Origin of the sequence: uncultured Amnibacterium sp. (assembly GCF_964244015.1) — a bacterium.
Taxonomy (GTDB): domain Bacteria; phylum Actinomycetota; class Actinomycetes; order Actinomycetales; family Microbacteriaceae; genus Amnibacterium.
In genome coordinates this window covers 1-18505 of the sequence record NZ_CAXTHO010000048.1, presented here as the reverse complement: position 1 = coordinate 18505, position 18505 = coordinate 1, and the positions used below count along the sequence as shown (strand labels likewise).

The 18505-nt window shown below is 72.3% G+C and carries 17 protein-coding genes and 1 pseudogene; 5 read left to right on the top strand and 13 right to left on the bottom strand.

Annotated features, from left to right (window positions below; genetic code table 11):
* Both aspA and ACFE67_RS07460 read right to left on the bottom strand, forming a co-directional pair.
* Window positions 1-263: pseudogene (aspA, locus tag ACFE67_RS07465) on the bottom strand (aspartate ammonia-lyase); the annotation flags it as partial.
* Between the two features lie 132 nt (window positions 264-395).
* Entirely contained in the window at window positions 396-1613 is a 1218-nt protein-coding gene (locus ACFE67_RS07460; RefSeq protein ID WP_375406242.1) for an acyl-CoA dehydrogenase family protein, read from the bottom strand.
* 85 nt (window positions 1614-1698) lie between these two features.
* Here ACFE67_RS07460 and ACFE67_RS07455 point away from each other — a divergent pair, with 85 nt between their 5' ends.
* Window positions 1699-2352, top strand: coding sequence for a QsdR family transcriptional regulator (locus ACFE67_RS07455; protein WP_375406241.1), 654 nt, complete (start codon window positions 1699-1701; stop codon window positions 2350-2352).
* A gap of 102 nt (window positions 2353-2454) precedes the next feature.
* The gene (locus ACFE67_RS07450; RefSeq protein ID WP_375406240.1) at window positions 2455-4062 is read left to right on the top strand and encodes a long-chain fatty acid--CoA ligase; all 1608 of its coding nucleotides are present in this window, start codon (window positions 2455-2457) and stop codon (window positions 4060-4062) included.
* 75 nt (window positions 4063-4137) lie between these two features.
* Here the strand turns inward: ACFE67_RS07450 and ACFE67_RS07445 are convergent, their stop codons facing one another.
* Complete coding sequence (locus ACFE67_RS07445) at window positions 4138-4764, bottom strand: TetR/AcrR family transcriptional regulator (RefSeq protein ID WP_375406239.1); 627 nt, start codon at window positions 4762-4764, stop codon at window positions 4138-4140.
* A gap of 85 nt (window positions 4765-4849) precedes the next feature.
* On the opposite strand from ACFE67_RS07445, the gene ACFE67_RS07440 reads away from it, so the two are divergent.
* The 3 genes from ACFE67_RS07440 (at window position 4850) to ACFE67_RS07430 (ending at window position 8346) form a co-directional block, all read left to right on the top strand.
* Window positions 4850-6364 (top strand): flavin-containing monooxygenase, encoded by a 1515-nt coding sequence (locus tag ACFE67_RS07440; RefSeq protein ID WP_375406238.1) that lies wholly within the window; start codon window positions 4850-4852, stop codon window positions 6362-6364.
* A gap of 63 nt (window positions 6365-6427) precedes the next feature.
* Entirely contained in the window at window positions 6428-7369 is a 942-nt protein-coding gene (locus tag ACFE67_RS07435; RefSeq protein ID WP_375406237.1) for an alpha/beta hydrolase, read from the top strand.
* A 104-nt stretch (window positions 7370-7473) separates the two neighbouring features.
* Window positions 7474-8346, top strand: coding sequence for a DUF2231 domain-containing protein (locus ACFE67_RS07430; protein ID WP_375406236.1), 873 nt, complete (start codon window positions 7474-7476; stop codon window positions 8344-8346).
* A 227-nt stretch (window positions 8347-8573) separates the two neighbouring features.
* On the opposite strand, the gene der is transcribed toward ACFE67_RS07430, so the two are convergent.
* From der to ACFE67_RS07380, 10 genes are all read right to left on the bottom strand, one after another.
* Entirely contained in the window at window positions 8574-10085 is a 1512-nt protein-coding gene (der, locus tag ACFE67_RS07425) for a ribosome biogenesis GTPase Der (RefSeq protein WP_375406235.1), read from the bottom strand.
* On the bottom strand, window positions 10082-10756 hold the full coding sequence (cmk, locus tag ACFE67_RS07420; RefSeq protein ID WP_375406234.1) for a (d)CMP kinase: 675 nt from the start codon (window positions 10754-10756) through the stop codon (window positions 10082-10084). The genes der and cmk overlap by 4 nt, the downstream gene beginning before the upstream one ends.
* A gap of 31 nt (window positions 10757-10787) precedes the next feature.
* Window positions 10788-11873: a prephenate dehydrogenase gene (locus ACFE67_RS07415; protein ID WP_375406233.1), complete on the bottom strand. Its 1086-nt coding sequence runs from the start codon at window positions 11871-11873 to the stop codon at window positions 10788-10790.
* Between the two features lie 2 nt (window positions 11874-11875).
* Window positions 11876-12664 (bottom strand): pseudouridine synthase, encoded by a 789-nt coding sequence (locus ACFE67_RS07410; RefSeq protein WP_375406232.1) that lies wholly within the window; start codon window positions 12662-12664, stop codon window positions 11876-11878.
* Window positions 12654-13376: an SMC-Scp complex subunit ScpB gene (gene scpB / locus ACFE67_RS07405; RefSeq protein ID WP_375406231.1), complete on the bottom strand. Its 723-nt coding sequence runs from the start codon at window positions 13374-13376 to the stop codon at window positions 12654-12656. Before scpB ends, ACFE67_RS07410 begins: the two co-directional genes overlap by 11 nt.
* On the bottom strand, window positions 13366-14175 hold the full coding sequence (locus ACFE67_RS07400) for a segregation and condensation protein A (protein ID WP_375406230.1): 810 nt from the start codon (window positions 14173-14175) through the stop codon (window positions 13366-13368). The genes scpB and ACFE67_RS07400 overlap by 11 nt, the downstream gene beginning before the upstream one ends.
* On the bottom strand, window positions 14162-15055 hold the full coding sequence (locus ACFE67_RS07395) for a ParA family protein (RefSeq protein WP_375406229.1): 894 nt from the start codon (window positions 15053-15055) through the stop codon (window positions 14162-14164). Before ACFE67_RS07395 ends, ACFE67_RS07400 begins: the two co-directional genes overlap by 14 nt.
* 250 nt (window positions 15056-15305) lie before the next feature.
* A complete protein-coding gene (gene xerD, locus ACFE67_RS07390) occupies window positions 15306-16205 on the bottom strand; it encodes a site-specific tyrosine recombinase XerD (RefSeq protein ID WP_375406228.1) in 900 nt (299 codons plus the stop codon).
* Window positions 16206-16275: 70 nt separating this feature from the next.
* Entirely contained in the window at window positions 16276-16932 is a 657-nt protein-coding gene (locus tag ACFE67_RS07385) for an NUDIX domain-containing protein (protein WP_375406227.1), read from the bottom strand.
* Window positions 16925-18505 (bottom strand): CTP synthase (locus ACFE67_RS07380; RefSeq protein ID WP_375406226.1); only part of this gene is annotated, 1581 nt, incomplete at its 5' end. The genes ACFE67_RS07385 and ACFE67_RS07380, both read right to left, overlap by 8 nt.

The following is an 18505-nucleotide window of genomic DNA, read 5'->3' as shown; positions in this document are numbered from 1 at the left end:
GCGCGCTCGATCATCGCCGCCTTGTGCGGGTCGAGCGCGCCGAGGTCGCGGTTGGCCCGCGCGGCCGCCTGCTTCACGATCACGAGCGCGTCGATCAGCCGTGGGTGCCGCGAGATCGGGGTGTTCGAGATCGGGAAGTTCTCGAGGGCCCGCGCGGTGTGCGCGCCCCAGTAGGCGCCGACCGGGATCTCGACGGCGCCGAGACTGTCCGTCTCCGTGCGGGTCACGGCGGAGGGGACGGATCGGACGTCGGTGTCGGCCACGGGCTCGCACGCTACTCCGCCAGCGGATCCTGCGGCGGACCTCCCGCGGCAGCCACCGAGGAGCAGGATCGCGAGCGGTCAGGGGCGGGAGCTCGAGGCTCGCTGCGCTCGCACCCGATCAGGGCGCGGGATTCACACGAAGGCGTTGAAGCCCGTGATGGAGCGGCCGACGATCAGGGTGTTCATCTCGCGCGTGCCCTCGTAGGAGTACAGCGCCTCCGCGTCGGAGAAGAAGCGGGCGACGCCCTTGTCGAGCACGATGCCGTTGCCGCCGAGGATCTCGCGGGCGTAGCCGACCGTCTCGCGCATCCGCGAGGTCGCGAACGCCTTCGCGAGCGCCGAGTGCTCGTCCTTCTGGATGCCGTCGTCCTGCATCTGGGACGCGCGGAGGCACATGCCGATGGAGGCGGTGATGTTGGCGAGCCCCTTCACGAGCAGGTCCTGGATCAGCTGGTGGCTCGCGATCGGCTTGCCGAACTGCCGGCGGTCCTTCGCGTAGGCGAGCGCCGCCTCCCATGCGCCGATCGCGACGCCGATCGCCTGCCACGCGACCTCGCAGCGGGTCAGGCGCAGCACGGTCGCGACGTCGCGGAACGAGCGGATGCCCGGGAGGCGCTTCGCCTCGGGCACCCGCACGTCGACCATCGTGATGTCGGCGTTCTGCACGGCCCGCAGCGCGATCTTGTCCTCGATCTTGTCGGCGCGGAAGCCGGGCAGGTCGGTGTCGACCAGGAATCCCTTGACCTGGCCGTCCGCCTCGTCCTTCGCGTAGATCACGACGAAGTCGCTGAAGGTCGCGTTCCCGATCCAGCGCTTCGCGCCGTTCAGGACCCACTCGTCGCCGTCGTGACGCGCGGTCGTGCGGAGGCCGCGGGCCGAGTCGGAGCCCGAGAAGGGCTCGGTGAGCCCGAACGCGCCGAGCAGCGTGCCGGCCGCCATCGCGGGCAGCAGCTCCGCCTTCTGCTGGGCGGAGCCGCCGACGTCGATCGAGCCCATCGCGAGACCGGACTGCACGCCGACGAACGTGGCGACGGAGGCGTCGATCCGCGCCATCTCGAGCGCCATCCAGCCGCGGAACACCGCCGTGTTCTCGAATTTCCGCACCTCGGGCACGAACGGCCCGAGCGCGCCGAGGTCTGCGAGCCATGGGATGACCTGCTTCGGGAACTCCGCGCGCGCCCAGTAGCCGTCGACGATCGGCCGGATCTTCTCCTCGAACACCGCGCGGAACTCGCCGGCGTGCCGCTGCTCGTCGGGTGTGAGGAAGTCCTGGTAACGGTAGAAGTCGCTGACCAGGTGGTCCAGCGTCGGCCTGGCTGTGTCCGTCTCGATCATGTCGGTGCGGGTCATCGCATCCCTCTTCCTCCTGCGGCTGCGGCTCCGCGACGCAGTGTACGCAACACATTTCGGAATGTTGCGAGCTAGGCTCCGGCGCATGACGGCCGCCGACGTGACCGCGCACGCGACCGCACGCGGCGGCCTGGGGGCGCGCCTGGTGCCGAGCGCGCTCTCGGAGCGGCTCGAGGCTCACAGCGATGCCGCCCGTGCGTTCCGCGCTGCCCGGCACCGCTTCATCGGGGGCGAGCGGATCGACATGAGCGCGCTCGCCGCCGAGCTCGGCGTGGACCGCACCTCCCTGTTCCGCTGGGTCGGGAACCGCGACGCGCTGCTTGGCGAGATCCTGTGGAGCCTCGCCGCGCCGACGTTCGACGCCGCCGACGCGGCCACGCACGCGCACGGCGCCGATCGGGTCGAGGGCGCGCTGACGCGCTTCGTGCAGGACCTCATCGCGGCCGACTACTTCCGTACGTGGATCACCAGGGAGCCGTCGAAGGCCCTCCGGATCCTGCTCGGCGGCGCGACCCCGGTGCATCGGCGCTTCGTCGCGATCGTCGAGCGGCTGCTGGAGGAGGAGATCGCCGCCGGCCGAATGTCGACCCCGCTGCCGCCGCACGACCTGGCGACCGTGCTGGTCCGCGTCGCGGAGTCCTACGCCTACGCGGACCTGATCGCCGGCGAGCAGCCGGATGCCGACCGGGCCGCGGCGGCGTTCGCGCTGGTCCTGGCGCCGACCAGGAGCACGAGATGAGCGAGGACCTCCCGTCCCCGGCATCGTCGGCGTCGAACTCGTAGCGGACGCCGAGGCAGAGCGGGCATCCTCGCCTGGTGTCACTTCGAAGGAGAAGCACGAATGGACGATGACGTTCTCACCGGGCCCGGTCACGCGACCATCTCGGTCGCCGCGATCCTGGCCGAGTCGGCGCACCGGTACCCCGACAAGACGGCGGTGATCTGGACCGGGCAGACCGGTCCCCAGGCGCAGGCGACGTACAGCGAGCTGTGGCGCGACGCGAAGCTGATCGCCGGCGTGCTGAGGTCCCGCGGCATCGGTCGAGGCGACCGCGTCGCGATGCTCGTGCCGAACGTGCCCGACTTCCCGCGGGTCTACTACGCGATCCTCGCGATCGGTGCCGTCGCCGTGCCCATCCACCTCCTGTTCAAACGGGAGGAGATCGCGCTCGTGCTGCGGGACAGCGGGGCCAAGCTCGTCGTGATCGGCGCGACCAGCCTCGGCGAGGCCCTGCCGGCCGCGCTGGAGAACGGGGTCGACGCCGTCTCCGTGCTGCTGCCCGAGGCCGCGAAGGACCTGGCACCGATCCCGCGGCTCGAGGCGCTGATGCAGGATGCGGAGCCGATCCTCCGGCAGGAGGCGATGAACCCCCTCGAACCGGCGACCCTGCTCTACACGAGCGGGACGACCGGCACGCCGAAGGGAGCGGTCAACTCGCACTTCTCGCTCGTCGAGCAGGTGAACGTGTCGCTGATCGATCTGTTCGACATGCGCTTCGACGACGTCGTGTTCGGCGGCCTGCCCCTGTTCCACACGTTCGGGCAGACCTGCGTGCTGAACACCGGGTTCCGCCGTGGCGCGACGATCGTGCTGCTGCCCAAGTTCGACGCGGTCGGCGCGCTCACTGCGATGGCGGAGCACGGCGCGACGGTGTTCACCGCCGTGCCGACGATGTACGTGGGGCTGCTGGCCGGAGCGCGAGCCGGCGCACCGAAGCCGGATCTGCGGTATGCGGTGTCCGGCGGTGCACCGCTGCCGCTCGCGGTGCTCGAGGAGTTCTCGGAGACGTTCGGCGCGACCGTCTACGAGGGCTACGGCCTGACCGAGACCTCACCCGTGGTGTCGTTCAACCCGGTCAGCATGCCGATCCGGCCGGGCACGATCGGCGTGCCGATCTGGGGCGTCGACGTGGTCATCGCGGATGCGGACGTTGACGACCGCATCGTCGAGCTGCGCCGCGGCGAGCTGGGCGAGCTCGTGGTGCGGGGACACGACCTGTTCAAGGGCTACCTCGGCAAGCCGGAGGCGACCGCGGAGGCGGTCGTCGATGGCTGGTTCCGCACCGGCGACCTCGCGACGATGGGTGCCGACGACTACCTGACGATCGTCGATCGCAAGAAGGACATGATCCTGCGCAACGGCTACAACGTGTACCCGAGCGAGGTCGAGAACGTCATGATGCGGCACCCCGCGATCGAGGCCGTCGCCGTGTTCGGGACACCGCACGCGAAGCACGGGCACGAGGTCGAGGCGGCGGTCGTGCTGAAGGCCGGTGCGTCGGCGACGGACGACGAGCTGCGGGAGTTCGTGAAGGCGAAGGTCGCCGCGTACAAGTTCCCGCGCGTCGTGCACCTCGTGACCGAGCTGCCGCTCGGCCCCTCCGGCAAGGTCCTGAAACGCGAGCTGACCCGCATCTACTCGGAGCAGCAGCAGCCCGCGTCCGTGTGACCGTCGTGTTCACGGATCAGGGGATCCGGCGGCGCTTCGCGCCCCGGATCCCCTGATCCGTGAACACCCCGGGGGCTACGGGCGCGGACGCCCGTAGATCGTCGTGCACCAGATGTCGGCGAGCACGTCGAGCAGCTCCCCCGGCGCGAGGGACGGGGTCGCGCCGCTGAACGAGGCGACGAGCACGCTTTCGTTCATCGCGTTCAGCGCGATGCTCGTCGCGCGCGGGTCGACGATCTCGCGGGCACGGCCCGCGCGCCGCTCGGCGACGATGGTCGACGCCGTCAGGTCGACCCATCGACCGGAGCGCCGCGCCCACTCCGCACGCACCTCCGGGATCGTCGCCTGCGCCTCCGCCAGCGTGACGGTGACGGCGCGATGCGCACCGAAGACGTCGACGAACACCCCGATCGCCTCGCGCCACCAGCGCGCCGGGTCGTCACCCGGGAGACCGACGGCGGCCAGGCGCTCGTCCACCTCCGCCACCATGCGGTCGAGCAGCTCGAGCAGCACGGCCTGCTTCGAGGGGAAGTAGAAGTAGAACGCGCTGCGCGAGATCGAGGCGCCCGCCGCGATCTCGTCGATCGCGATGTCCGCCAGCGACCGTGTCTGCAGCAGGCCCTCGAACGCCTCCACGATCGCCCGCTGCCGCTCGTCGCCCGACGGCCGGCCGACGCGTCTGCCGCGGGTGGAGGTGCTCATCCTGCGAGCGTAATGAGCATCCTCGACACGATGTCGACTTTCTCGACATGGTGTCGATACGGTGCTCGTGGCGGGGAGGTCGACGATGCCGGAGCACCTGGATGTGGTGATCGTGGGCGCAGGGCTGTCGGGCATCGGCGCGGCGGCGACGCTGCTGCGGCGTGCGCCCGACCGCTCGTTCGCGGTCCTGGAGTCGCGGGACGTGCTCGGCGGGACGTGGGACCTGTTCCGCTACCCCGGCGTCCGGTCCGACTCGGACATGTACACGCTCGGCTACGCCGCGCGGCCGTGGACGGGTGACAAGGCGATCGCGGACGGCGACGACATCCGCGAGTACGTTCGGCAGACCGCTGAGGAGACCGGCGCCGGCGAGCACGTGCGCTTCCGGCAGCGCGTCGTCGCGGCCTCGTGGCACTCGGACCAGGCCAGGTGGGAGCTGACCGTGCTGCACCGCGATCCCGATGCGACGGGTGAGTGGAGCGAGGGTGTGACCGGGATGACGAGCACGATCACCTGCTCCTTCCTGTTCGCCTGCACGGGCTACTTCCGCTACGACGAGGGCTACTCCCCCGAGATCGCCGGGCTGGAGGCGTTCCGCGGCCGGGTCGTGCATCCCCAGCACTGGCCGGCCGATCTCGACCCGGCCGGCAAGCGATTCGTCGTGATCGGCAGCGGCGCGACAGCGGTGACCCTGGTCCCCGCGCTCGCGAAGCGGGGAGCGCACGCGGTGATGCTGCAGCGCTCGCCGACCTATGTCGCCGCGATCCCGACGCGCGACCGGCTCGCGATGCGCCTGCGGGGTCGGGTGTCGCCGCAGCTCGCCTACCGGGCGGTCCGGATGAAGCACATCCTCGGGGCGGTGCTGCTCTACCAGTACGCCCGGCGCCGGCCCGCGTCCATGAAGGCGATCCTGCGCCGCGCCGCGAAGGAGAAGCTGCCCGCCTCCTTCGACGTCGACACCCACTTCTCGCCGCAGTACGCCCCCTGGGACCAGCGGCTCTGCGCGGTGCCAGGAGGCGACCTGTTCCGGGCGATCACCGCCGGTGACGCCGATGTCGTCACGGACCGGATCGACCGCATCGACGCGGACGGGATCCGGCTCGCCTCCGGCGGCCGGCTCGACGCGGACGTGCTCGTGACCGCGACCGGGCTGAACGTGCTCGTCCTCGGCGGGATTCGGGTGGAGGTCGACGGCCGGCCGATCGACCCGGGCACGACGCTCGCGTACAAGGGCATGCTGCTGACCGGCGTGCCGAACCTCGCGTACACGATCGGGTACACCAACGCCTCCTGGACCCTGCGCGCCGACCTCGTCGCGAACGCCGTGGTCGACCTGCTCGCCGAGATGCGGCGACGGGGCACCCCGGTCGCCGTCGCCGATGCCCCCGCCGACGCGGGCCCGACCGCGCCGGTCATCGACCTGGCGGCCGGCTACATCCGGCGCGGCCTGCACCTCCTGCCCCGGCAGGCACGGAAGTCGCCGTGGCGGGTGCACCAGAACTATCTGCGGGACCTGCTGCAGTTCCGCCTCGACCCACGACATCGCGCGCTGCGGTTCGAACCGGCCGGCGCACCCGCAGCTGCCGCCGAGACCGCTTGACCGCCTCCCCGATCCGTTCGGGCGCGTGACCGCACCGCTGACCACCGAGGGAAGGAACCGACGATGCCGCTCGACCCCGACACCGCGCTGATGCTGCAGGAGATGCAGCGGCTCGGCCTGCCCGCCATGTCCGACGGCACCGCCGCGGAGGGACGCGCGATGCTGCGCGCCGCCGCGGGCGTGGACCGGCGCGACGCCGCACAGCGGCCGCGCATCGCGGAGATCCGTGATGCGGTGGTGGGCGGGATCCCCTCCCGCGTCTACCGGCCGCAGGTGTCCACCTCCGTGCCGACGATCGTGTTCTTCCACGGCGGCGGATTCGTGATCGGCGACCTCGACACGCACGACCTCGCCGTGCGGATCCTCGCCACCGACCTCGGCGCGGTGGTGGTCAGCGTCGACTACGGCCTCGCGCCCGAGCGGCCGTTCCCCGGCGGCGTCGACGACGCCTGGGCGGCGTTCTCCGCGGTCGCCGCGCACATCGAGGCATACGGCGGCGATCCGGACCGCCTCGTCGTCGCCGGGGACAGCGCCGGCGCGAACCTGGCCGCGGTGACCGCGGTCCGCGCGAGGGACGAGGGCGTCGCCCTCGCGGCCCAGCTGCTCGCCTACCCGACGGTCGATCCCGGCGGCGACTACGCCTCCCGCGGCGAGAACGCGGACGGGTACTTCCTGACCCTGCGGGACATGGAGTGGTTCTTCGAGCAGTACACGGGACTCGCTCCCGACTCCGCTGAGGCGCGGGCGCTCGTCGACGACCCGCGGATCGCGCCGCTGCGCACCCCCGACCTCGCCGGGGTGGCTCCGGCGATCATCGGGACCGCCGAGTACGACCCGCTGCGGGACGAGGGCGTGGCCTACGCGGCGGCGCTCGTCGGCGCGGGGGTGCCGGTCTGGCACCGCACCTTCCCCGGCATGATCCACGGCTTCTACGGCACCCCGCTGCCCGGTCCGCTCGCCGCGACGCACGAGATCGACGCCGCGCTCGACGCCCTCCTGCACTGATCCGGTGCTGCCGAACCCCTGGGCGTGGGCTGCTGACCCGCCCCGTGCGTTTGCGCGCCGGGCGGCAGGAGGAGTCGGGTGGTGCGGACGAAAGAGGTGCGCCCGTGCGCGAGCTGTCCATCCTGAAACCGCTGATCGCCCTCGAGCACGCCGCCGCGCTCGATCCGGTCATCCTCAAGATCCACGGTGTCGTCGACGCCCTGCTGAAGCCGCGGGCGCTCGAGGACGCCCTGCACGGGGTGCCTGCGGGACACGCGGTGCATCCCGCGATCGTCCTCGTGCCCGCCGGCACCTGGATCAGCGCGGCCGTGCTCGACGCGCTCCCCGGGACGGCCCGGGCGTCCCGGATCCTGGTGGGCGTCGGGGTGGTGGCCGCCGCTCCCGCGATCCTCACCGGGTGGGCGGACTGGGCGCGGACCCGGCGCGAGCAGCAGCGGGTGGGGATCGTGCACGCGGTGGCGAACGAATCCGCCTGGGTGCTCTATGCCGCGTCGTGGTTCCTGCGCGGCCGGGACCACGAGGCGCTCGGCCGCACGCTGGCCTACGTCGGATTCGGCCTCGTCGGCTTCGGCGGCTACCTCGGCGGGCATCTCGGGTATCGCCAGACGGCCGGCGCGAACCACGCCAACGCGGTGCTGACCCGGTTCCCGGAGGGCTGGAGGACCATCGGCCTGCTGGCGGACCTGCCGGAGCACGAGCCGGTGCGCCGCGAGGTCGCCGGGGAGGCGCTGTTCGTGCTCCGCCAGGGCGGACGGGTCGATGTGCTGGCCGACATCTCGACCCACCTCGGCGAACCCCTCACCGACGGCGTGTTCGAGGATCCCGGCCACGCGGCGGCGACGATCACCACCGCCTACGGCAGCGTGTTCGACATCGGGACCGGCGAGGTCGTGCACGGACCTGCGACGGCGCCCGCGATCCGCTTCGAGTCCCGCATCAACGGCGAGCAGGTGGAGGTGCGCCTCCACCGCCCCTGACCGCTGCTGAGCGCATCAGGCCCCCTGCACGAGACGATCTTCGTGTTTCAGGAGTTCTGGCACCGCTGCTCCTGGAGTCCGCCGTCTCGCGCGGCGATCCGGTCGACGGACGCTCCGTTTTGTAGGCAGGTCCTTCCTACAAAACGGAGGGTGCTGCCGGAGTCGCGAGGCGAGGCAGACCGAAGGCAAGTCCGCGGTCGCCAGAACTCCTGAACGGCGAAGATCCGTCAGGAGCGCTGGCGGCGTTCCCGCACGCGCATGTTGACGACGATCGGGGTGCCGGCGAAGCCGTAGACCTCGCGGAGGCGGCGCTGCACGAAGCGTCGGTACTGCGGGTCGAGGAAGCCCGTCGTGAACAGCACGAAGGTCGGCGGGCGGCTACCCGCCTGGGTCCCGAACAGGATCCGCGGCTGCTTCCCTCCACGGACCGGGTGCGGATGCGCGGCGGTGAGCTCGGCGATGAAGGCGTTGAACTTGCCGGTCGGGATGCGGGTGTCCCAGCCGTCGAGCGCCGCGGTGAGCGCGGGTACGAGCTTCTCGAGGTGGCGGCCGGTCAGGGCCGAGATGTTCACTCTCGGTGCCCACGCCACGTGCGCGAGGTCCTGCTCGATCTCGCGCTCGAGGTACCGGCGGCGCTCGTCGTCGATCAGGTCCCACTTGTTGAACGCGAGCACGAGCGAGCGGCCCGACTCGAGGACCATGTCGACGATCCGGATGTCCGCCTCGCTGATCGGCTCGGTGACGTCGAACAGCACGACCGCGACCTCGGCGCGCTCGAGCGCGGCCTGCGTGCGGAGGGAGGCGTAGAAGTCGGCGCCCTGCGACAGGTGCGTGCGGCGCCGGATGCCGGCCGTGTCGACGAACCGCCACACCGTGCCCGCGATCTCGATCTGCTCGTCCACCGGGTCGCGGGTGGTGCCCGCCGTCGGGGAGACCACGACGCGGTCCTCCCCCGCCGACTTGTTCAGCAGGCTCGACTTGCCGACGTTCGGGCGGCCGACGAGCGCGACCCGGCGAGGCCCGCCCGCCTGCGGCTTCGCGACGCCGGACTCGATAGGCAGCGTGCGCATCACCTCGTCGAGCAGATCGGCGACGCCGCGCCCGTGGATCGCGGACACCGGCAACGGCTCGCCGAGGCCGAGGCCCCACAGCTCGCCGATGTACGCCTCCTGGCGCACGTCGTCGACCTTGTTCGCGACGAGGCGCACCGGCTTCTTCGTGGCCCGCAGCATCCGCACGACCTGCTCGTCGGTGCTCGTCGCGCCGACGACCGCGTCGACGACGAACAGCACCGCGTCCGCGAGGTCCACGGCGATCTCCGCCTGGGCGGCCACCGCGGCGTCGAGCCCTGCGGCGTCCGGCTCCCAGCCGCCGGTGTCGACGAGCGTGAACCCCCGTCCCTCCCACTCCCCGCGGTAGGTCACGCGGTCGCGGGTGACACCGGGCGTGTCCTCGACCACGGCCGCGCGACGGCCGAGGATGCGGTTCACGAGCGCGGACTTGCCCACATTCGGGCGCCCCACGATCGCGAGCACCGGCAGCGCGGCGCTCGCGCCGGATCCGCCGTCCTCGTCGTCGTCGCTCTCGAGCAGGAGGCGGTCCTCGTCCTCGAGCGCGTACTCCTCGAGCCCCGCACGGAGTGCGGCGGCGCGCTGCTCCGCCGCGGTCTCGTCGACCGCGTCGAGCCGTTCGGCGAGCAGGTCGTCGTCACCCTCGTAGTCGTCGTCCGAATCGGTCATGTCACCGGCTCCAATCCTGCCGACTCCCGCACGAGGGAGACCAGCGCTGCGACGGTGCCGTCGAAGTCGAGGTTCGTGGAGTCGAGCGTCGTGACGCCCTCGGCGGCCTCGAGGAAGTCGACCACCCGTGAGTCCTTGGCATCGCGCTCGGCGATGGACCTCGCGACGTCGCGGTGGTCCTCCTCCGGCAGTTCCTTCGACCGTCGCGACGCGCGCACCTCGGGGCTCGCGGTGAGCAGCACCCGCACATCGGCGTGCGGCGCGACGACGGTCGTGATGTCGCGGCCCTCGGCCACCGTGCCCGGCTCGGCGGCTGCCAGGCGGGCGCGGAAGCCCTCGTTCAGCCGGAGGCGGACCGCCGGGACGCGGGCGATGCCGCTGACGGCGGCGGTGACGCGGGGGGTGCGGATCGCTTCGGTGACGTCGACGTCGCCGACGAGCACCCACCGCTCGGCGGGATCGAGGGCGGAGTCGAATTCGAAGCCGTCGAGCGCGCGCTCGACGCTCGCCGCGTCCTCCGGGTCGCCCCCGTGCTGGAGGACGGACCAGGCGAGCGCCCGGTAGGCCGCCCCGGTGTCGAGGAACGCATAGCCGAGCTCGGCAGCGGCGGCGCGCGAGACGCTCGACTTCCCACTGCCCGCCGGTCCGTCGACCGCCACGATCACGCCCACGAGCTTCCCCTCACCATGCACATCGGCTTCGTCATGCGACCCGCCACCCTCGGCGGTCCAGGTCGGCTTCGAGGCCGCCAGCGGCCTCCGGCAGCACCGAGACCTCCACGATCCCGATCGGCGCGCCCGGCGAGTGCTCGAGGCGCATGTCCTCGAGGTTCACGCCGAGCTCGCCGATCTCGGTCAGGAGGCGGGCGAGCTGGCCGGGCCGGTCGTCGATCAGCACGGTCAACGTGGTGGTCCGGAGGTCGACGCCGTGCTTGCCGGGGATGCGGGCGACGCCGTCGTTCCCGGCGGCGAGCACGTCGGCGAGCGCGCGCTGCGCACCGGGCGCGGCGGGGTCGGCGAGCGCCTCCAGCACCGCGTCGAGGTCGTCGCGGAGGTCCGAGAGCACCGGAAGCACGCGGGCGGCGTTGGCGCTCAGGATCTGCACCCAGAGCGCCGGGTCGCTGCCCGCGATCCTGGTCGTGTCGCGCAGGCCCTGACCCGCGAGGTCCGTCGCGTGATCGGGGGCGTCGACGAGCCGGGCGGCGAGGAGGCTGGAGACCAGCTGCGGCGCGTGCGAGACGATCGCGACGGCGTCGTCGTGCCGATCGGCCGGCAGGCGGACCGGAATGGCCCCGAGGTCGAGCGCCAGCCCCTCCAGGATCGCCGACTGCCCGGCGGTGGAGCCGGCGTGGGGCGTGATCACCCACGGGCGGCCGAGGAACAGGTCGGCGCGGGCGGCGATCGGACCGCTGCGCTCGCGGCCGGCCATCGGGTGCGAGCCGACGTAGCGCTCGGTCGCCGCGCCGACCGCTTCCAGGGCGCTGAGCGGCCCGGCCTTCACGCTGGCGACGTCGGTGACGAACGCGTCCGGGTACCGGGCGAGCTCAGCGGCCACGACGGCGGCCACGACATCCGGCGGCACGGCCACGACGACGAGCGCGGGTGCGTCCGCCTCACCGGTCCGACGGCCGGCGCCGTAATCGACCGCGAGCGCGAGGGTCGACGGGGAGACGTCGTCGAGGACGACGTCGACGTCGATCGCGGAGAGGCCGAGCCCGATGCTCGTGCCGAGCAGCCCGGTGCCGACGACCCGGACCGTCCCCGTGGTTCGGGCGGACACGGGCGTCAACCCTACCGGTCGGCTCGGTCCCGGCCGGCGAGGGTGGTCAGGGCACCGAACTCGGCGGCTGTGAGGTCCCGAGTACGACCGACCGCGAGGTCGCCGAGCTTCAGCGGACCGAACTCGCGCCGGACCAGCTCCTGCACCGGGTGACCGACCGCGTCGAGCATCCGGCGGACGATCCGGTTGCGTCCGGAGTGCAGCGTCAGCTCCACCAGGGTGGCGCCGGGGCGCGCGCCGTTCGGCACGACGCGCACCCGGTCGGCGGCGATCGGGCCGTCGTCGAGCTCGATGCCCCGCCGCAGCCGAGCGAGCGTCTGCGGCTTCACCGAACCGGTGACGAGCGCGATGTAGGTCTTCGTGACGCCGAAGGACGGATGGGACAGGACCTGGGCCAGGTCGCCGTCGTTCGTCAGGATCAGGAGGCCGGAGGTGTCGGTGTCGAGGCGGCCGACGTTGAACAGCCGCTCCTCGTACTGCTCGGTGAACGTCGTGAGGTCGGGACGCCCCCGGTCGTCGCGCATCGTCGAGACGACACCGGTCGGCTTGTGCAGCAGCACGGTCCGCCTGGCCGGGTCCACCGAGACGGGGACCCCGTCGACGGCGACCGTGTCGACGGTCGGGTCGACGCGGGTGCCGGGCGTGGTGACGACCGCGCCGTTGACCGCGACGCGGCCGGCCGCCATCAGGTCCTCGGAGACGCGGCGGGATGCGATCCCCGCGGCGGCGAGGACCTTCTGCAGCCGCTCGCCGGACCCTCCTGAGCCCGTCGGAGGGTCCGTGTGCAGCTCAGCGGGCATCGGCGTGCACCGCCTCGACGCCCTCGAGCAGCGGCGCGAGCGGCGGCAGCTCGTCGAGCGAGCGCAGCCCCAGCGCGACCAGCAGGTCGTCGGTCGTCCCATAGAGGACCGCACCGGTCTCCTCCGATCGCCCGACCTCGGTCACGAGGCCGCGGGCGACGAGCGTCTTCAGCACCGAGTCGACCGACACCGCGCGGATCGCGGCGATCTGGCCGCGGGTGACCGGCTGGCGGTAGGTGATGACGGCGAGGGTCTCCAGCGCGGCCTGGCTGAGCCGCCCGGTCGTCTCGACCTCGAGCAGCTGGCGCACGTGCTCGTCGTGCGCCGGCCGCGCGTAGAGGCGGTAGCCGCTGGCGAGCTCACGCAGCTCGAAGCCGCGACGCCGACCGCCCGCGATCCCGTCGTAGTCCGCACGGACCCGCTCGACCGCCTGCCGGATCACCGCGACCGGACGGTCGAGCGCCGTCGCGATCGTGATGAGGTCGAGCGGCCGATCGGCGACGACGAGCAGCGCCTCGATCGCGGCATCGAGGTCGTCGAGCGAGGAGGGTCGGGCGGGCTCGATCGCCGCCGGTGCCTCCGTCCGGTCCCGTGCCGCGAACGCCTCCGTCAGCTCGGCGTCGTCGACGGGAGCGCCGAGCAGGCCGGACAGCAGCAGGGCGACCGGCTCCTGCGGAGCGCGCCGGACGGCGGCGGTGCGCTCAGTCGTCAAAGCCGCCTCCGAGTCGCGCGAGCATGGTGTCGTCCCAGTCTTGCGCGGTCCAGCGCACCACGAGTGCTCCGAGCGGATCGAGCTGCTCGAACGCGATCGCCCCGAGCCGGTGCAGCTCGAGCACCGCGAGGAACCGCGCGATGACGATCGGGCGCTCCGCCTCCGGTCCGGCGAGGTCGAGGAAGGACATGGCCGAGCCGCGGCGCAGCAGGCTGACGACCTCCGCGGCCTGCTCCCGCAGCCCGACGGCCGACCCGTGGAGGTGGTCGGTGCCGACGGTCGGGACCGGCCGCGGGGCCAGCGCGGCGGCCGCGAGCAGCGCGAACGCCGCGACGTCGACCGACAGGTCGGTGGGCGGAGGAGGCGGCAGCTGCTGCTCCCGCACCGCGCCGGGGTGCGCGTGCCGCGCATCCTCGACGGCGAGCGCGTCGGCGAACCAGGCCGACGCCTCCTTGTATGCGCGGTACTGCAGCAGACGGGCGAAGAGCAGATCGCGGGCCTCGAGCATCGCGACCGCCTCCGCGTCGACGACCTCGCCGGCGGGCAGCAGGCCGGCGATCTTCGCGTCGAGCAGCGTCGCACCGACGACCAGGAAACCGCTCGTCTGGTCGAGGTCGGCGTCGTCGCCGAGCTGCGCGAGGTGGGCGAGGAACTCGTCGGTCACGATCGACAGCGACAGCTCGGTGATGTCGAGCTCGTGCCGGCCGATCAGGTCCAGCAGCAGGTCGAGCGGGCCGTCGAAGCCGCCGACGCGGACGCGGAAGGTCGGCGCGGCCGCGTCGAGGTCAGGCGAACGCACCCCGGACCATCAGCTCGCGGGCGAGCTGCAGGTACGCGGCGGAGGCGCGGTGCTCCGGCGCGTACTCGAGGATCGGTTCCCGCGCGACTGAGGCGTCCGGGAACTTCACCGTGCGGCTGATGACCGTCTCGAGCACGTCGGCATCGAACGCCTCCACCACCCGGTCGAGCACCTCGCGGCTGTGCAGCGTGCGCGGGTCGTACATGGTGCCGACGATGCCGTCGAGCGCGATCGCCGGGTTCAGCCGGTCGCGCACCTTCTCGATCGTCTCGACGAGCAGCGCGACGCCGCGGAGCGCGAAGTACTCGCACGCGAGCGGGATCACGACGCCGTGCGCGGCGGTCAGCGCGTTGACGGTGAGGAGGCCGAGGGACGGCTGGCAGTCGATCAGGACGATGTCGTAGTCGTCGCTGACGCGGCGGAGCACACGGGCGAGGCTCTGCTCGCGCGCGACCTCGTTGACGAGGTGCACCTCCGCCGCCGACAGGTCGATGTTCGCGGGGATGATGTCGAGCCCGTCGATCTGCGTGTGCTGGATCGCGATGCGCGGGTCGGTCCTGGAGGAGCCGAGCAGCAGCTCGTAGATCGTCGGCACGTCCTCGGTCTGCACCTTGAAGTTCGCGGACAGCGCGCCCTGGGGGTCGAAGTCGATCAGCAGCACGCGGCGGCCGTAGTGCGCGAGCGCGGCGCCGAGGTTCACGGTGGTGGTCGTCTTGCCGACGCCGCCCTTCTGGTTGCAGAGGGCGACGATGCGGGCCGGGCCGTGCTGCAGCAGTGGCGCGGGCACGGCGAACTCGTGGGCGGGCCGGCCGGTCGGGCCGATGGGCAGGCCCTCGTCCGCGGCATCGGGTCGGGTGTCCAGCACGGTCGTGTGGGTCATGGGTGTGGTCCTCGGTGCGTCTCGCTCTGCGTCCGCTCACGGTAGCCAGGGCCTGTCCCCCGTTCAGGGGCGACGCGCCGCCTCCCTCCGTCCCGGCCCGCCCCCTCGGCGTGTCGCGCACCTCCGCGGATCCGGAGATCGTTCGCGGACACGGAGGAATCGGCCGACACCCCGCTGCAGGAGGCCCGGACACGGGGTGTCGCTGAGGATCTCCGGATCCGCGAACGTCCTCGCCCGCGCGTGGAGACCCTCAGCGGGCGCGGGGGTGGGAGGTCGTGTAGACGTCGCGGAGGGCGTCGGCGGTCACCAGCGTGTAGAGCTGGGTCGTCGCGACCGAGCTGTGCCCGAGCAGCTCCTGCACGACGCGCACGTCGGCCCCGCCCTGGAGGAGGTGGGTCGCGAAGCTGTGCCGGAACGTGTGCGGGGAGACGTGGGCGGACAGCCCGGAGCGCTCGGCCGCGGCCTGGATGACGAGCCAGGCGCTCTGCCGGGAGAGACGGGCGCCGCGGGGCCCGAGGAACAGCGCGGGCGTCGACGTCCCCTTGGCCGCCCAGTGCGGGCGCACTCGCGTCAGATACGCGTCGACCGCGGTCCGGGCGTAGGACCCGACGGGAACGAGCCGCTGCTTGCCGCCCTTGCCGAGCACGCGCACCATGGAACCGGTCGCGAGGTCGTCGACGTCGAGCCCCACCGCCTCGCTGACCCGGGTCCCGGTCGCGTAGAGCAGCTCGAGCAGCGCACGGTCCCGCACGAGGACGGGGTCGTCGCCCTCCGTGGCGCCGATCAATCGGGACATGTCATCGATGCCGATCGCTTTCGGCAGCCGCATCGGCAGCTTCGGCGGGCTCACGTCGTGGGCCACGTCGTCGGGGACGATCCCGTCCTCGGCGAGGAAGCGGTGCAGGCCGCGGACGGAGGAGAGCATCCGGGCGGCGGAGGAGGCGGCCGCACCGTCCTCCCCGCGGATCCGGTTCAGGAACGCGGAGACGTCCGCGGTGGTGACGTCGGCGACGTCCTCCCGCCCCGCCTCCGCCAGGTGCTCGGCGTACCGGCCGAGGTCGCGCCGGTACGCGGCGAGCGTGTTGTCCGACAACCCGCGCTCGACGGCGACGTGGCGCAGGAACCGCCCGACCGCCTGCTCGACTCGCATCCCACCTTTCATCTTTACGGAGTTCTGGTCAGCCCGTGCCGACCAAAACTCCGTAAAGATGAAAAATGGGTCAGCGGGTGTGCCAGGGGGCGCCGCCGACGACCGGGTGGCGGGCCCACGGCTCGTCGCCGGGCGCGAGCGTCGCCCAGTCGCGGGCGCGCGCGGCGACGGCGGCGAGCGCGCCGACCACGAGCGACGGGCTCTGCACCCGGCGGGCGAGCACGGCGTCGACGACCTCGTCGAGCGGCACCCAGCGCACCTCGATGTCGGCCTCCTCGTCGTGCCGGGCGAACGCCGGCACCGCGGACACGTCGCGGGCGAGGTAGATCCGGATCGTCTCGTCGCTACCGCCGGGCGAGTTCTGGAAGTCGGCGAGCACGTGCCATGTCGCCGCGGCGAGGTCCGCTTCCTCCGCCAGCTCCCGCTGCGCGCCGGTCAGCGGCGGCTCCCCCGACACGTCGAGCAGCCCGGCGGGGATCTCCCACGCCCGGGTGCGGATCGGGTGCCGGTACTGGCGGATGAGCAGCACTCGGCCGTCGTCGTCGAGTGCGAGGATCGCGACCGCGCCCGGGTGCCGGACGACCTCGCGGGTGATCGGCTTCCCGTGGTAGTCGAACGTCTCGGTCGCGACGTCCCAGACGCGGCCGTGGTGCAGCAGCGTCTCGGAGGTCAGCGGATGCAGCTCCGGCTCGTCGTGGATGGGGCTGTCACCGATCAGATCAGGCACCGGCGGGCACCTCCTCGACCACGGCGTCCTCGAAGAGGCGCGAGGCGCGCTGCCGGTCGAGCGCCGCCGTGATCAGGCCCCTGAACAGCGGGTGCGACCGTGTCGGACGGGACCGCAGCTCGGGGTGCGCCTGCGTACCGATGTAGAACGGGTGCACGTCGCGCGGCAGCTCCACGAACTCGACGAGGCGGTGGTCGGGCGACGTGCCCGAGAACACCAGCCCGGCGGTCTGCAGCCGCTCGCGGTAGTGGTTGTTGACCTCGTAGCGGTGCCGGTGCCGCTCGCTCACCTCGGCGCGCCCGTAGAGGTCGCGGGCGAGCGTGCCCTCCTCCAGGTCCGCCCGGTACAGGCCGAGCCGCATCGTGCCGCCCAGGTCGCCGCCCGCGATGATCGCGACCTGCTCCGCGATCGTCGCGATCACCGGGTACGGGGTGTCGGGATCGAACTCGGTGGAGGAGGCATCGGGCAGGTCCGCTTCGTGCCGCGCGTACTCGATCACCATGCACTGCAGCCCGAGGCACAGCCCGAGCGCGGGGATGCCGTTCTCCCGCGCGAACCGCAGCGCGCCGACCTTGCCCTCGATGCCGCGCACCCCGAACCCGCCCGGGACGCAGATGCCGTCGAGGTCGCCCAGCTGCTGCGCGGCCCCCTCCGGCGTCTCGCACTCGTCGCTCGGCACCCACCGCAGCGACACCTTCGTCTGCTGCGCGAAGCCGCCGGCCCGCAGCGCCTCGGTGACCGACAGGTAGGCGTCGGGCAGGTCGATGTACTTGCCGACGAGGCCGATCGTGACCTCCTGGCGCGGCTGGTGCACGGCCTGCAGCACCGTGTTCCACCTCGTCAGGTCGACCTGGCCGGGCTCGAGCCCGAGCGCCGCCACGATCGTGTCGTCGAGGCCCTGGTCGTGCAGCATCGCGGGGATGTCGTAGATGGAGGGCGCGTCGATCGCGTTGACCACCGCCTCCTCGTCGACGTCGCACATCAGCGCGATCTTCTTGCGGTTCGCCTCCGTCACCGGCCGGTCGGAGCGCAGCACGAGCGCGTCGGGCTGGATGCCGATGGACCGGAGGGCGGCGACCGAGTGCTGCGTCGGCTTCGACTTCTGCTCCCCCGACGTCTGCAGGTACGGCACCAGCGAGACGTGGACGAAGAAGACGTTGCGACGGCCGAGCTCGTGCCGCACCTGGCGGGCGGACTCGAGGAACGGCTGGCTCTCGATGTCGCCGACGGTGCCGCCGATCTCGGTGATGATCACGTCGGGCTGCGGGTCGTCGGACGCTTGCAGGCGCATCCGCCGCTTGATCTCGTCGGTGATGTGCGGGATGACCTGCACGGTGTCGCCGAGGTACTCGCCGCGCCGCTCCTTCGCGATGACCTGCGAGTAGATCTGCCCCGTCGTGACGTTCGCCGACTGGCTGAGGCTGATGTCGAGGAACCGCTCGTAGTGCCCGATGTCGAGATCCGTCTCGGCGCCGTCGTCGGTGACGAACACCTCGCCGTGCTGGAACGGGTTCATCGTCCCGGGGTCGACGTTGAGGTACGGGTCGAGCTTCTGCATCACGACGCGGAGCCC

What these genes read in the sequence shown, in the direction of transcription:
- ACFE67_RS07460 (WP_375406242.1), bottom strand. Translation starts at nt 1,613, where the DNA reads ATGACCCGCACCGACATGATCGAGACGGACACAGCCAGGCCGACGCTG.
- ACFE67_RS07455 (WP_375406241.1), top strand. Translation starts at nt 1,699, where the DNA reads ATGACGGCCGCCGACGTGACCGCGCACGCGACCGCACGCGGCGGCCTG.
- ACFE67_RS07450 (WP_375406240.1), top strand. Translation starts at nt 2,455, where the DNA reads ATGGACGATGACGTTCTCACCGGGCCCGGTCACGCGACCATCTCGGTC.
- ACFE67_RS07445 (WP_375406239.1), bottom strand. Translation starts at nt 4,764, where the DNA reads ATGAGCACCTCCACCCGCGGCAGACGCGTCGGCCGGCCGTCGGGCGAC.
- ACFE67_RS07440 (WP_375406238.1), top strand. Translation starts at nt 4,850, where the DNA reads ATGCCGGAGCACCTGGATGTGGTGATCGTGGGCGCAGGGCTGTCGGGC.
- ACFE67_RS07435 (WP_375406237.1), top strand. Translation starts at nt 6,428, where the DNA reads ATGCCGCTCGACCCCGACACCGCGCTGATGCTGCAGGAGATGCAGCGG.
- der (WP_375406235.1), bottom strand. Translation starts at nt 10,085, where the DNA reads ATGACCGATTCGGACGACGACTACGAGGGTGACGACGACCTGCTCGCC.
- ACFE67_RS07410 (WP_375406232.1), bottom strand. Translation starts at nt 12,664, where the DNA reads ATGCCCGCTGAGCTGCACACGGACCCTCCGACGGGCTCAGGAGGGTCC.
- ACFE67_RS07395 (WP_375406229.1), bottom strand. Translation starts at nt 15,055, where the DNA reads ATGACCCACACGACCGTGCTGGACACCCGACCCGATGCCGCGGACGAG.
- xerD (WP_375406228.1), bottom strand. Translation starts at nt 16,205, where the DNA reads ATGCGAGTCGAGCAGGCGGTCGGGCGGTTCCTGCGCCACGTCGCCGTC.